A 13182-nucleotide genomic window follows, 5' to 3' on the forward strand; every position below is an offset into this window, starting at 1 on the left:
GACACCCCCGCCCAACGCTTAGCAGCCCTGCTCGATCAAGCCGCCTAACCGCGTTGCACTAACCACTTGACATTGAGGCCGAAAAATCGCGCTCAGTTCACGTTCGGCGTGCCGGCGCCGTCAGATCCAGCCGCGGGCGAACGTCAGGAGGGCGTCGTTCTCTTCCGGTGCGCCGATCGTGACGCGGACGCCGTCGGCGCCGTACTGCCGCACCACGATCAACGCGTCGGCGGCCTGCTCGACGAAGTCGCTGGTGCGAGGGCCCAACGGCAACCAGACGAAGTTGGCCTGTGACGCCGGCAGCTCGAAACCGGCCTCGCGCAACGCCGCGCTGACGCGACCGCGTTCGGCGACCACCGCGTCGGTGCGTTCCAGCAGTTCGTCGGCAGCCTGCAGCGACGCGATGGCGGCTGCCTGCGAGACGCTCGTCGCGGTGAACGGGACATAGACCTTGTCGAGTGCGGTGATCACCTGGGGATGCCCCACGGCGTACCCGATCCGCAGGCCCGCCAGGCCGTACGCCTTGGAAAAGGTGCGCAGCACCACGACGTTGTCGTGGGCGCGGACCAGGCCCAGGCTGTCGGGCGCCATGCCGTCGCGGACGTACTCGACGTAGGCCTCGTCGATGACGATGAGGATGTCCGGCGGTACGGCGTCGACGAAGCGGGTCAAAGCCTCGGGATCAACGACGGTCGAAGTCGGATTGTTGGGGTTGCAGACGAAGATCAGCCGGGTGCGGTCGGTGACCGCGTCCAGCATCGCGTCGAGGTCGTAGGTGTGGTCGCGCAGCGGTATCTGGACCGCGGTGGCGCCGGCGACCTGGACCTGCGGCGCGTACAGCTCGAAGCTGCGCCACCCGAAGATCACTTCGTCGCCCCCGGAAGCGGTGATCTGCACGAGTTGCTGACACAGGCTGACCGAACCGCAGCCGACTGCGACGTGCGCGGGCGTGAAGCCGCCACCCAGGTGTTCGGCCAACGCGACTTTCAGCCGCACGCAGCCGTTGTCCGGGTAGCGGTTGATCAGGTCGGTCGCGTTCTGGATCGCGGCCCGGACGCTGGGCAGCGGTCCGAAAACGGTTTCGTTGCTCGCCAGCTTGATGGCGCCGGGCACGGTCTTGCCGGGAACGTAGACGGGCAGCCCGGCCAGCGCGGGCCGCAGGCGGGCGGTCACTTCGACAGCATATGTTGCGGCTGTGTACGCTATGCCTCCGGCGGCTTCGGTATCCGGGGTCGGGTACCCTTTGGAAGGCCATGGAGGCGTGCCAGAGCGGCCGAATGGGGCTCACTGCTAATGAGTTGTTCCCCTCAAAGGGAACCGGAGGTTCAAATCCTCTCGCCTCCGCCACGCAACACCTGCTAGACCACAACTGAAGACCGGCGCCCGTAGCTCAACGGATAGAGCATCTGACTACGGATCAGAAGGTTAGGGGTTCGAATCCCTTCGGGCGCGCTCTCTGCCAGCGGAAACAGGCCCAAGACCCCGGGGCGACACGCCCGCAGCCGATACTTTCCTGATACTTTCAGTCTCCACTTTCCTGACCAGCGAATTTGTCCAGCACCGCCCGCACGTCCGGGCCGCGGGTCTGCCGCTGCAAGTAGTGCGCCTCGGTCGTGGCTAGCTTCGCGTGAGAAAGCTGCTGCTGAGCAAGCGCCGGGCCCATTGCGTCCCGGACGACTGAGGCCACTGTGCGCCGGAACGAATGCGGCGTGATCCACGCCAGATCCTCCGGGAGCGCCGCCCGCAGTGTCCGCCGCATGTTGGCCAGGCTCACCCACGTGCCCTCTCGGCTTGTGAAGACAGGGCCGTCCATGCCCGACTCGGCAACCAGTCCGGTTAGCACCTCAACCCCGAACCGGGGTAGCACCACCGTGTGCGGCGGAGCACCACCCTTACGCTCATCCTGGCGGTGCAGCGGCCTGCCGGCGATGCGGCCGTGATCGACCAGGGTTCCCGCGATCGTGACAGTCGGAGGATCCGCCAGAAGGTCGACGTCGGTCCAACGCAGCGCCAAGACCTCGTTGGGTCGCGCGCCGGTGGCCGCCAGCAAGTCGACGAACGCCGGCAGCAGGCGACCTCGCCGCGGCCCCGGGCCCGTCCGTTCCACGTACGACCGGACGGCGGTGCGCACCCGCTCGAACTCGGCGGGCGTCGCTGCCCGGGCAGCCTTCCGGGTCGTCTTGACCGTCTGGGTTTCTCGCAGCGGATTGACCGACAGGACCTCGTGACGCACAACCATCCCGTACATGCCGGCCAAGATCATCTGCAGCCGCTTCGCCTGCGTCGTGGCACCCATCTCCTGGAGTCGAGCGTTCGCACGGCCCGTACCCAGCTCTGCGACCCGCAGCGCGCCGAGCTGGTCGGCACCGTGCTTTGCCCACACCTGCCGGTACTGAGTGACCGTCTGATCGGAAACACCATCAACGATGCCCTTCGATTCGATCCACAGCTCAAACAACTCGGCCAACGTCGTTCGCTCGGTCAACAACTGCCCCGAAAGCGGTGCGCGCCGCACCGACAGGTGCCGCTGCAAGATGCGCCGCGCATCCTCTGCGGACTTGGCGCTTGAACGCTCGACCCGGCGACGCTTGCCGTCAGCATCCCTTACATAGGTGGACGCGAAATACGTTCCACCGCGAGACCATTCAGTGATGCGACCGTGGTCACCTGGCGCAAGTCGCTGCCTAGGCACGGCCGTCCCCGCCGACGCCGTTATCGATGGCCCGGTCGATCATCTCGCTTAGCTGGCTAACCTGTTCGCGAATCTCCCGCAGTCCGTGCGCCCCTTCGCGCCGCATAGCTGCAAGCAAAGACGCAGTGTGCCTTGAGTATTCCTCGCGGAGGACACCACGCAGACGCCCCGAAAACCAGGCCGCCGCGACTTGTGGAGCTACTTTCTGTCCCGGAAGAACCTCCACCCGAAGGTCGGCAGAGTCGCCATAGGGGCCGGGGTACAGAAGCACCAGCGGGGCCGTGTTCAATGCATCGGCCAAGACCATGAGTTCGCCAAGGTCAAAACGTGGCCGTCCATTCTCAATTTTCGTGATGGTCGTGCGATGAATTGGGAGTCCAATCTCGCCGCACCTCTGGGCCAACTGCTGCGCGGTCATGCCGAGTTCCTTCCGCCTGTCCGCTACGGCGGACCCCACCCGCTTCGCTAAGTCCCGCTGCCACTCGTCACCCGTTCGAATGTTCTCCACAACGACATTGTTGCACCAATCCAGCACCAACCTGTGCTACGTTCTCTATACCGACACGGATGTCGGCGAACGGAACCAAATCTAGGAGGTACCGGAGTGAACGATTGGAGGGCCGTCGCAGCGAAGCTATCCGTCGGCCGAAGCACAGTATTCGCGCTGTGGCAGTCAAAAGATCTTGCGTCGGTGCGGATCGGCAAGCGCCGGTTCAGCACCGACAAGCAGATCGCCGAGTACATCTCGAAGCTCGAAGGCGCTGCCTGATATGTCCACCGAAATCAGTGAAGCCCCCGGAGGTGCAACTCCGAGGGCTTCCGAACCAACCACCCAACAGGAAACGGAGAGAGGAAGTTCACCGATGATTGTACCCATTCCCGGCCCTACGCCGGTATCCCATGAATGCCGACACTGCACGGTGCGCGTCGACAGTGGCGACGTGTGCAGCTTCTGCCAGACGTACACCCCGCCAACGACCGCGGCTCATCAGTTTGACGTGCTGGTCAACCGGATCGATATCATCCGACACGACGGCAACGAGATCCTTCAGCAGCTCCCGCCGAGTGCACCGCTGTTCGCGGTCGTAGACATCGTCGCCGCGCTGAGCCACCTTCGGCTTGCCGCGATCGCGCTCGACAAAGCCACCAACACCCTTGAAGCCGCCGAGGCGGTGAACCGATGACCACCACCTTTATGCAGGCGCTGTGCTGCGTGTGCGGGAGTCTGCGGGACTGCCGACGCCCTCGCAACCACCGTCGAGAGAACTACTGGCTCGCGGGGCCGATCGATCTGGACTGGCACCGCGAGACCGGCGACCTCAAGTGCGAAGAGTGTGGCAGGATCACCACCCACGCCTTGATCCACCCAGAAGGCGACCCGCACCGCGATCACGCCGAGATGATGCAGCGGGTAGCGACCGGCAACTCACACAGTCGCTTCACCGCGAAACAGCTCGGCGAAGTAGCCGCAAAGTACCGGCAGGGCTTCCCCCGCAATCCCGAGCTGAACCACTACCACTACAACCGTGACGCCCAAGCAGCTTGGGATGCCGGTCTGCGCACCGTCAAGGCGTTGTGCGGGGAGCAGATCACGATTCACCGCGACCCATCGGGTGGTCCCGCCTCGAAGGGCAAGAACGAGCAGCACGACGACGACGGTCAGATCCGACCGCGGGAAGTCCGGGAACAGGAGTACGAGGACGAGGCGACCGGCCTGTGGTGGGAGGAACGCGACTGCGTGGACTGCCTACGGGTATGGCACCTGGAACTTCTGCGACAGCGGCGAGAAGAACTAGCCACCAGATTGACGCGGTTTCTAGGCGATCTATTGACCGACAAAGTCGGCTATCCGAAGAAGGTCGACCTGCGCACCATCGACTCACTGATTGCCGCGCTCGACACTGCACAGCACGCCAAGGTTAGGTCCGTCCGCTGATGACCTACACCGACGAGGGGGCCGGCCTTCGGGCCGGTTTCCCACCTTCCCAACAGGTGAGTTGGTACGAAACTTTCACCTATGCAACGCAAATCGCGCAACAGCACCACATATCGATCGACAGTCATCTCCCGATTCCCGGAACCCCACAATGGTGCGGAATGCCCGATGACGACGCCCGCAAAATGTTGGCTCTCATCCTCGGCGGTGTCCGTGAAGCACTTAACCACGACACCCGTCAGGAGCAGACGGCCGACGCCAGCCGCCAAATCTCCTGCGCTGCAGACTGGTCCGCTACCGCCCGACGCGTTCACCGCGGCCGCGGCACTGCCTACATACCGAGGAAGGCATCTTGAACAACGACGAGTTCTGGTCAGCCACTGACCAACTCAAGCTGATCTACCAGTGGGCGCGTGCCAGCTATGTCGCGCCCTGGGCACTGCTGTACGCCGTCCTGCTCCGCGCGATCGCCACCACCGGCGAGCACGTGATGCTCCCCGGCCCCCCGGCCCCAGCCTGTTTGAACATGGGCATCGTCCTCGTCGGCCGGTCAGGCGCCGGCAAGGGCGTCACCGACAAGCTCAGCCGCGTGGTGTGGCCCGCCGACATCCACGAGGAAGGTCTTGGCTCCGGGCAGGGCATCGCCGAATTGTTCAAGGAGCAGAAGAACCCCGAGGACCGGATCACCCGCGCGCTCATCACCGTGAGCGAGATCGACCATTTGACAGCCCTCGTCGCCGGCCAGGGCAACAACACCAGGGCCGCACTCAAGGCTGCGCTGACCGGTGATCGATTGGGCAGCAAGGGTGCATCCGCGGTCACGACAAGATCGGTGCCCGCGGACTCCTACCGGCTGTGCCTGTCGATCAGCGCGCAGTTCGGCCACACCGCCGTCCTAATGGACGACGTGTCGGGCGGAACGCCTCAACGGATGCTGTGGGGATCGGTAACCGATCCGGACATGCCCGACGAGCCCGGACCCGTCCCGGATGGCGTACTGGACACGGCGCTGCCGTCCTGGGCATTGTCAGGGGACCGGGTGCTGATGCAGTACGGCCCACCGGAAATCCGCGCCGACATCAACGCCGGACTGCTGGCCAACGGTCGCGGGATCGGCGAGGCGATCGACGGGCACCGCACGCTGACCCGGCTCAAGGTCGCTGCCGCGCTCGCGATCCTCGATCACCGGTCGGTCATAGGCGCGGCCGACTGGCAGCTGTCGGAGGTCATCATGGCCAATTCCGACGCCACCCGATGTGCGGTCATGGAGTACGACCGCCAAGCGGCCCGAGCAAAGGTTAGGGACCGGGCGATATCCCGAGCGACTGGTGAGGACTTCTACGACGCTAGCCGCCTGGAGACCGTCAAGCGCAGCATCGTGCGGATGCTGGAACGAGATGGGGAGATCAGTGAAGGTGATCTACGGCGCCGACTAGGTCGCAAGGAGAAGCGCGACCTCTTCGATCAGGCAATTAATTTGCTGGAAGCCGAGGCGGTAGTGTCGCGCCGGGATGGCGAGTACAACGGCCGAGCCTTCATATATTGGTCACCCAGGTCACCCATGACCACCGCGGTCACCCATCAAAATAGCAGGTCAGAAAGCGTGACCACCGCGGTCACCCATGACCACCCTGCGACGGTGACAGACCTCGATTCCCGCAGGTCGCACGAAACCGACGAGCCGAAGGTGTCGTGTCCGCAGTGGTTCAACAGCTACATTGCTGACCTCCAAGCAGCCGGGCACACCACCACAACCGCGTTTGCTGCAATCGAGGCAGGCATGGCCCAGGGCTACGCCAAGGGCCTGATCCGGCAGGCCGCATCCAACCACCCGGACGTACACACCCTCGATCGGAAAGGCGGCACGGCTACCTGGTCAATCACCGGCGGCCGGCCCGCCACCAAACTAGTCAGCGCCGCCGACTGGACAGCAAACTACATCGACGGTCTGGACCGCGACGGCATCACCGTGGTCAACAAGGACACGTTCCGCAAAGCAGGTGAGGCCGCCGGCTACTCGTGGACCTCACTGCGCCACGCGGCCACCGACTCGGGTCGCATCAGGTCCATTCCCAGTACCGGATCGGAAACTATCTGGCAGATCCAGGCTGAGGAGACCGCGTCGTGAAGCCGGGCCGGGCGATCTGGGCGGCGTACAGCGATACCGGCAGCCTGTCCGTGGCATGCACCAATTGCGGAGCGCAGCAGGGGCAATGGTGCACGCGCTCGGACGGCCGCGTCCGCCGCGTTCCGTGCGTCGATCGCTCGGCAGCCAGCATCAGCAGCGGAGACGGAAAACCCTACTCCGCGCGCGATTTCAGTCAACCGATTCACCAACCAGAAAGGACAACCAAATGACCGATAACCATGACATCGCCGAACCGACAGCCGAGGACTACCAGGCCGCCGCTGACGTCATCCGCGCCGAACAAGCTACGGAAGACCAGGCCATCGACGTGCCGACGGAATCGGGGCGCGACGACGACACCGGCCTGAGCCGCCGCGACCGCCGTTACCGAGAGCAGCTCAGGGCCGCTGAGGCGGAACGGGATACGTTGCGGCAGACCGTGGAAGCCATGCAACGCGCGGAAGTGGAACGCCTCGCCGCCCAGCACATCACCAAACCCGCCGCCCTATGGACAGTCGGGGTCGAGCTGACAAGTCTCATCGGCGAAGGCGGCACCGTCGACCCCGACCGCGTACTCGCAGCTGCGCAGGACGCCCGACAACAACTCGGACTCGAGGATCCACAAGCGAAGCTGCGCCGCGGACCGGTCGTGCCGCGCGAAGGCACCACCGTGCAATCCGGCGACAAGTCCAGCTCGTGGAACGACGCATTCAAGCGGTAGACTGACCAGCAGAGCCGCCCCTGGTGGGGGCACTCCCCGGAACAGCGCGGGCCGCATCCGAGACCTAAACCGTCCTCGGCTGCGGCCCCGTTCCGTTCGGCCGAGAAACCTCGAAAGCGAGTAACTCTCATGGCCACCATCACCACTACCCTGTCCGCCTCCGGATGGTCCCCCGACGTCACCGAGGTCGCACCCGGCGACGCGGTTCCCGAGGCGCTGATCCTGCAAACCTCCACCGTCGCAGGCGATGTCGAAGGCGACGCCGTCGCCGTCCACTGCGTGTACGTCGACGATGATGACGCCGGGTTCGTTCCGGAGGGTCAAACCATCAGCGAGGCCACACCAAACCTGGCCCAGTGCACCGTCTTCACCGGCAAGATCGCCCAGCTCGTCCGCCTGTCCCGCGAGCAGTACAGCCACGTCAACGTCTCAGAACAGTTATCGGTCAGCGTGTCCCGTGCGGTCACCCGCGCCGCGAACACGGCCTACGTCGCGCAGCCTGCGCCGGTCAGCCCCGCCGTCACCCCGCCCGCCGGGCTGATCCACATCCCCGGCCTGGTCGACTGCGGCACCGTCGCTGACGACCTCGACGCCCTCGTTGACGGGCTGGCAGTGCTCGCAGGGAACTACAGCGCACCGACGCACATCCTGACTGCCCCGGACGCCTGGGCAGCACTGCAGAAGCTCAAGACCGGCGACACTGCCAACACCTCGTTGCTCGGCGCGGGAACCACCGAGGCACAACGGTTCTTATTCAATCTGCCCGTGCTCGTCGACCCGGCCGTCCCCTCCGGAACCGGCATCATCATCGACCGCACCGCCATCGTGTCCGCGGTCGGCCCGGTCACCGTCGCCGTGTCCGACCAAGCCGCCTTCTCCTCCGATAGCGTCCTGATCCGCTGCACCTGGCGATTCGGCGCGAAAATCGTGCGGCCCAACCGGATCGGACTGTTCTACCTCGACGACGTCACCCACGCCTACACCGTCAGCTTCGGCGGAGCCACGAGCGGCAACGCCACCCTGACCTGGCGCGGCCGCGCCACCAGCACGATCGCGTACAACGCATCGGCCGCCACCGTCAAAGCCGCGCTCGCCGCGCTCGACGACGGCCACGACGCAGCCGACTGGACCGTCACCGGGTCGGCGGGCAACTACGTCGTCACCACCCCGGCAGGCGGCGCACTAACCGGCGACGGCACCGGACTCACCGGAGGCACCGGACTGACCATCACCTAGCCCCCAGGGGGACTCACACCCCACCTCTGCCCTCCGCGCGCCTCAGAGGCATAGGCCGGTGTGTGTGTCACCCCCCTACCCCCCCTGACTGGAAGGCGGCGGCCCAAGGATGGCTAAGCACAGGACGTTAAACGGTGCGATGTCGGCGGGTGATGCGCTTGCTGAAGCTGAGATTCGGTACAGGTTGCTAGCTGAGACGTTCGAGGAGATGCCCCAGCTGCGGGCGAACCTGAACCCTGCACTAGAGCGGGCGAAAGCCGAAATCATGCGGTTGCGTGTATCTAAGCAGACCTCGGCCGAGTCGACCAGGGACGGCAAGGTGGTCCCGTTCGATGCCAGCAGGTTCCAGAAGTCGGGGACGTAGGGGGGCTTAGGCAGGGTCGGGCCGGGTGTCAACGTCGAGCCTTTCGTCGGCGAAGGACACGCCATGACGGGTTGGAAGCCCGAGCGTGTACCTGCACCCGGCCCGCACCCTCTGCTTGCGGCTATTTCTGGTCGAGCACGAATTGTCGGAGCGACTCGGGCCATGTCCAGGCGTACTCCGGGTCTGCTTCCCACTTGGTACCTACCGGCCCGATGGGGCAGCGGGTGTCGATCAATGCTTTGACGCCGGCCGCGTCGAGTCGGTGGTTCTCGGCGGCCTGCTGAACTCGTGATCGCTGGTCGTTGTTGAGGCGGTCCCACCACTGGATCACGTGCTCGTCTAGGCCGCTCATATCTGGACGCCGAGCTGCTCGGCTTCGAGCTTCTTGACTGCTTCGTACAGGGCCGCGACGACGGCAGCGGAGTCCTTGCCGTAGTTCTTGGCGACGTCCCAAACCCCGGCTGAGATCGGGAGATCATGGGGGCGAGGGCCGGGGAGGTAGTGCGACGGCTGGCCGGAACCGCCGAACGTGGTCGTCTGAATGCTGATGTCTGTGCTCATGTCGGCGAACTGTACCGAGAGGCACTGACAAACCTGATTGGTCTCCACTTTCCTGATACAAACGCCTAGAAATCGTGGTGGCATCGCATGTACCCGAATGGACGATAGTTCGCCAAGTATATTGCGGTACAACGACTGTGGCGAACTCTGGCAGACTCAGGCGAAGGCACCAATACGCCAGAAGGTTAGGGGTTCGAATCCCTTCGGGCGCGCTCTGTGAGATCTCCCCGGCTGATAGTCGGGGATTTTTTGTTGGCCCTGTGACGGCGTGTAAAGCCATTTTACATGCGGCCCCACATCTATAACGTTGCAATAACGATTCGGTGTCTAGCAGCGATGAACCATTAGTATCTCTGAATTCCCGACGCCGAATACACGGAGAGATGCCGTCATGTCGTTCTTGTTTACACAGCCGCAATTGCTGATGGATGCGGCGACGGATTTGGCCGGTATCGGTTCGACACTCAACGCCGCCAACGCCGCGGCGGCCCTGCCCACGACCACCGTGCTGGCGGCCGGAGCCGACGACGTCTCCGCGGCCATGGCGACGGTGTTCGGGGCGCATGCCCAGCAGTACCAGGCGATGGGGGCGCAGGCGGCCAGGCTGCATGACCAGTTCGTCCAGGCGATGAACACCGCCTCCGGCGGATACGCCGACACCGAGGCGGCCAACGCGAAGCCCCTACAGCCCGCCGCGCCGGCCACCGCACCGGTTCGCGCACCGGCCAACTACTGCGACACCCCAGCGGCCACCGTGCGCGCGGGCAGGCCAGTGGGATTGCTCTCCGCCAGTCGCGGCAGTGCCGGGGCGTCCGGGGCGCCCAACCGGGTCGCCACCGGCGGCAGCGTCCGGGCGAACGCCATGGGACCCGCGGGCGCAACACCGATCGCGGGGAGAGCCACCGCCGGTGGACCCGGGGTCGTCGCGGCCGGCGCCAAACGGCCCAACAGGTCCTTCGGGGCCGGCCGACCCGGCGGCAGGGGCAACGCCAGCGACCTCCACGCCCGCTAAGCCCGCCAACCCCGCTAAGCCCGCCAAGCCCGCTAAGCCCGCGTCTCGATCATCCCCAACGCCCGCTCGAACAGATGCACCGTCGCCGCGTGCAGCTGATCGCCGACCGCCTTCTCGGCCTTGCCCGCACACGCGCGAGCCAGCGTGCCCTCGATGACGATGCCGAGCTTGAAGCAGGCCAGCACCGTGTACCACGCGATGTTCGACAGATCGCGAGAAGTGTTGGCGGCATAGCGTTCCAGCAGGTCGTCTGTGCTGGCCAAGCCGTCGGTGCCGCCCAGCGCGTGGCTGAACACGCTCGACCCGTCGTCCTGTCGCCAGGTTGCCAGCAGCCAGCCCAAGTCCAGTAGCGGGTCGCCGATGGTGCACATCTCCCAGTCCACGATCGCCACCACGTCGGGGCCGGTGCGGGAGAACATCACGTTGGCGGCGTGGTAGTCGCCGTGCATGATGCCCGGCGTCCACTGTGTCGGCCGGTGGCGCTCCAGCCAGCCCGATACCTCGACGATGCCGGGGATGTCGGGACCGGGATAGCCGTCGTACTCCTGGTAGGACTCCAGCTCCGAAAGCCAGCGCGGCACTTGGCGTTCCAAGAAGCCGTCGGGCTTGCCGAAGTCCGCCAGCCCGACGGCGACGTGGTCGACGGCCCCGAGTCTGGCCAGCGCGTCGGCCATCGACAGTCCCATGCCGTACCGCACCTCGGGGTTGCCGGCGTGCAGTGGCGGCAGGCCTTCCCCGGCGTTGAACCCGTCTATCGGCTCCATCAGGTAGAACACCGCGTCACCGAGCACGCCGGTGTCTTCGCAGGTCGCGATCAACCGCGGGTGCGGCACGTCGGATCCGGCCAGGGCGGCCAGCACGCGTGTTTCCCGCAGGATCACGCTGTTGGTGCGGGGGCGCAGGTGTCGCGGACCACGCCGCAGTACGTAGGGCCGGCCCGACCGGGTGAAGCGCAGCATGACGTTCTGCGTGCCGCCGGTCACCGCGGTCACGTCCTGCAGCGGACCCTCTCCCAGGCCCTGCTCAGTCATCCACCGGGCGACCGCGTCCAGGGCGTCCGTATCCATTGCTGTCATGCGTTGGCACGCACGGTGTACCGCACGGTTTGCGCCCAGATCATGCCGTCCCGGAACACGAACGTGTCCACGCCGTCGTCGGCCCGGGCGCCGGCGGCCGCCGCCGCCCACTCGAGGAACAGCACATCACCGGCGAAGATCTGCGACTTCAAATCCCAGTCCGCCTGGGGCAGATCGTCGAGCAGTTTGACGAACACCTGGCGGATCTCGTCGCGACCTCGCGCGACTCCGGCTGAGGTGATCACGACCGAGTCGTCGGCGTAGTCGGCGACGATTTCGTCGAGGTCCCCGGTGACGAGTGCCTTGCCGTGATGGGCGAAAACTTCCTGCGGCGTGCGTGTCATGCTGCTCCCTTGCAACCTGTAGACCCTCTGGGAAAAAGGGTAGGCGAGCGGCGCGCGGCCCCAGCGGCGGGAAGAATAGTTTGCGAAACTCACTACTTCTGGCGAGGGAGCCCGGCATGCCGCGCACTGACAACGACTCGTGGGAGATCACCCAGAGTGTCGGGTCCACCGCACTCGGTGTGGCCGCGGCCCGCGCCGCCGAAACCGAGAGCGACAACCCGCTGATCCGCGACCCGTTCGCACGGGTTTTCCTGGACGCCGTCGGTGACGGCATGTGGAGCATCTACGCCGATCCCAAGTTGCTGGCCCAGGCGTCCGAGATTGACCCGCAGGTGCGGGCTCGGGCCCAGATGCTGGTGGACTTCATGGCCACCAGGACGGCGTTCTTCGACGAGTACTTCCTGCGGGCCGCCGGCTCCGGCGTCCGGCAGGTGGTGATCCTGGCCGCCGGCCTGGACGCCCGGGCGTGGCGGCTGCCGTGGCCGGACGGCACCGTGGTCTACGAACTGGACCAGCCCAAGGTGCTGGAGTTCAAGACCGCCACCCTGGACCGACACGGCGCCACACCGACAGCGCGACTGGTCAATGTCCCGATCGATCTGCGGCAGGACTGGCCAAAAGCGTTGCAGGAGGCCGGGTTCGACCCCGGCCGGCCGTCGGCCTGGTCCGCCGAGGGGTTGGTCCGCTACCTGCCCGCCCAGGCCCAGGACTTGCTGTTCGAGCGGATCGACGCGCTCAGCGCGCCGGGCAGCTGGTTGGCCTCCAATGTCCCGGGCGAGGGCTTCATCGACCCCGATTTGGTGCGGCGCCAGCGCGAGGAGATGCAGCGCATGCGCGCGGTGGCCGCTCAACTCACGGACGCCGACATGCCCGCCGTCGAAGACCTCTGGTACGCCGAGGAACGCACCGCCCTGCCCGACTGGTTGCGCGATCGTGGCTGGGAAGCCTCCGCGGTGGACTTTCCCGGACTGATGGACCGTTATGGGCGCGATGTCGCCGACGGCGCCGAGGTTGCCATGCCCCCGACGCTGTTCGTATCCGCGCAACGGCCGAAATAGGAGATCTGACAGTATTTCCCGGCAAACCGGGGGTGACCGGATTATCGTGCGCCC

17 protein-coding genes and 2 tRNA genes are annotated in these 13182 nt (G+C 65.7%); 12 read left to right on the forward strand and 7 right to left on the reverse strand.

Features of this window, described 5'->3' with window-relative positions:
* Window positions 1–120 precede the first annotated feature (120 nt).
* A complete protein-coding gene (hisC, locus tag AWC08_RS19955; RefSeq protein ID WP_069434259.1) occupies window positions 121–1173 on the reverse strand; it encodes a histidinol-phosphate transaminase in 1053 nt (350 codons plus the stop codon).
* Window positions 1174–1255: 82 nt separating this feature from the next.
* Between hisC and AWC08_RS19960 the strand changes: the two genes are divergently transcribed.
* Window positions 1256–1347, forward strand: a tRNA-Ser gene (locus tag AWC08_RS19960).
* 32 nt (window positions 1348–1379) lie between these two features.
* Window positions 1380–1452, forward strand: a tRNA-Arg gene (locus AWC08_RS19965).
* 70 nt (window positions 1453–1522) lie between these two features.
* Here the strand turns inward: AWC08_RS19965 and AWC08_RS19970 are convergent.
* Window positions 1523–2692 carry a tyrosine-type recombinase/integrase gene (locus tag AWC08_RS19970; RefSeq protein WP_069434260.1) on the reverse strand — a complete coding sequence of 390 codons (1170 nt, stop codon included), beginning with the start codon at window positions 2690–2692 and terminating at the stop codon, window positions 1523–1525.
* Window positions 2685–3227: a helix-turn-helix domain-containing protein gene (locus AWC08_RS19975; RefSeq protein WP_308207287.1), complete on the reverse strand. Its 543-nt coding sequence runs from the start codon at window positions 3225–3227 to the stop codon at window positions 2685–2687. The genes AWC08_RS19970 and AWC08_RS19975 overlap by 8 nt, the downstream gene beginning before the upstream one ends.
* Window positions 3228–3296: 69 nt before the next feature.
* Here AWC08_RS19975 and AWC08_RS37135 point away from each other — a divergent pair, with 69 nt between their 5' ends.
* From AWC08_RS37135 to AWC08_RS20005, 8 genes are all read left to right on the forward strand, one after another.
* Complete coding sequence (locus AWC08_RS37135; protein WP_167544974.1) at window positions 3297–3461, forward strand: hypothetical protein; 165 nt, start codon at window positions 3297–3299, stop codon at window positions 3459–3461.
* Between the two features lie 229 nt (window positions 3462–3690).
* Window positions 3691–3876, forward strand: coding sequence for a hypothetical protein (locus tag AWC08_RS19980; protein ID WP_244906517.1), 186 nt, complete (start codon window positions 3691–3693; stop codon window positions 3874–3876).
* Window positions 3873–4628, forward strand: coding sequence for a hypothetical protein (locus AWC08_RS19985; protein ID WP_069434263.1), 756 nt, complete (start codon window positions 3873–3875; stop codon window positions 4626–4628). Before AWC08_RS19980 ends, AWC08_RS19985 begins: the two co-directional genes overlap by 4 nt.
* Window positions 4628–4984 (forward strand): DUF2742 domain-containing protein, encoded by a 357-nt coding sequence (locus tag AWC08_RS19990; protein ID WP_083271231.1) that lies wholly within the window; start codon window positions 4628–4630, stop codon window positions 4982–4984. The genes AWC08_RS19985 and AWC08_RS19990 overlap by 1 nt, the downstream gene beginning before the upstream one ends.
* Window positions 4981–6756, forward strand: coding sequence for a hypothetical protein (locus AWC08_RS19995; protein ID WP_069434264.1), 1776 nt, complete (start codon window positions 4981–4983; stop codon window positions 6754–6756). The genes AWC08_RS19990 and AWC08_RS19995 overlap by 4 nt, the downstream gene beginning before the upstream one ends.
* A complete protein-coding gene (locus AWC08_RS39685; RefSeq protein ID WP_419196915.1) occupies window positions 6753–6986 on the forward strand; it encodes a zinc finger domain-containing protein in 234 nt (77 codons plus the stop codon). The genes AWC08_RS19995 and AWC08_RS39685 overlap by 4 nt, the downstream gene beginning before the upstream one ends.
* Complete coding sequence (locus tag AWC08_RS20000; protein ID WP_069434265.1) at window positions 6983–7477, forward strand: hypothetical protein; 495 nt, start codon at window positions 6983–6985, stop codon at window positions 7475–7477. The genes AWC08_RS39685 and AWC08_RS20000 overlap by 4 nt, the downstream gene beginning before the upstream one ends.
* 129 nt (window positions 7478–7606) lie before the next feature.
* A complete protein-coding gene (locus tag AWC08_RS20005) occupies window positions 7607–8713 on the forward strand; it encodes a phage major capsid protein (RefSeq protein WP_069434266.1) in 1107 nt (368 codons plus the stop codon).
* Window positions 8714–9198: 485 nt separating this feature from the next.
* Here the strand turns inward: AWC08_RS20005 and AWC08_RS20015 are convergent, their stop codons facing one another.
* Both AWC08_RS20015 and AWC08_RS20020 read right to left on the reverse strand, forming a co-directional pair.
* Window positions 9199–9429 (reverse strand): hypothetical protein, encoded by a 231-nt coding sequence (locus AWC08_RS20015; RefSeq protein WP_069434268.1) that lies wholly within the window; start codon window positions 9427–9429, stop codon window positions 9199–9201.
* Window positions 9426–9638, reverse strand: a complete 213-nt coding sequence (locus AWC08_RS20020) for a hypothetical protein (protein ID WP_232007954.1) — start codon at window positions 9636–9638, stop codon at window positions 9426–9428. The genes AWC08_RS20015 and AWC08_RS20020 overlap by 4 nt, the downstream gene beginning before the upstream one ends.
* 391 nt (window positions 9639–10029) lie before the next feature.
* On the opposite strand from AWC08_RS20020, the gene AWC08_RS39140 reads away from it, so the two are divergent.
* Window positions 10030–10650 carry a PE family protein gene (locus AWC08_RS39140; RefSeq protein WP_069434269.1) on the forward strand — a complete coding sequence of 207 codons (621 nt, stop codon included), beginning with the start codon at window positions 10030–10032 and terminating at the stop codon, window positions 10648–10650.
* Between the two features lie 32 nt (window positions 10651–10682).
* Here AWC08_RS39140 and AWC08_RS20030 read toward each other — a convergent pair whose 3' ends face one another.
* Both AWC08_RS20030 and AWC08_RS20035 read right to left on the reverse strand, forming a co-directional pair.
* Entirely contained in the window at window positions 10683–11717 is a 1035-nt protein-coding gene (locus AWC08_RS20030; RefSeq protein ID WP_065132896.1) for a phosphotransferase family protein, read from the reverse strand.
* A 5-nt stretch (window positions 11718–11722) separates the two neighbouring features.
* On the reverse strand, window positions 11723–12070 hold the full coding sequence (locus AWC08_RS20035) for a nuclear transport factor 2 family protein (protein WP_069434270.1): 348 nt from the start codon (window positions 12068–12070) through the stop codon (window positions 11723–11725).
* Between the two features lie 116 nt (window positions 12071–12186).
* Here AWC08_RS20035 and AWC08_RS20040 point away from each other — a divergent pair, with 116 nt between their 5' ends.
* Entirely contained in the window at window positions 12187–13128 is a 942-nt protein-coding gene (locus tag AWC08_RS20040) for a class I SAM-dependent methyltransferase (protein WP_069434271.1), read from the forward strand.
* Window positions 13129–13182 lie beyond the last annotated feature (54 nt).

The sequence above is a fragment of the Mycobacterium gordonae genome (assembly GCF_002101675.1).
Taxonomy (GTDB): domain Bacteria; phylum Actinomycetota; class Actinomycetes; order Mycobacteriales; family Mycobacteriaceae; genus Mycobacterium; species Mycobacterium gordonae.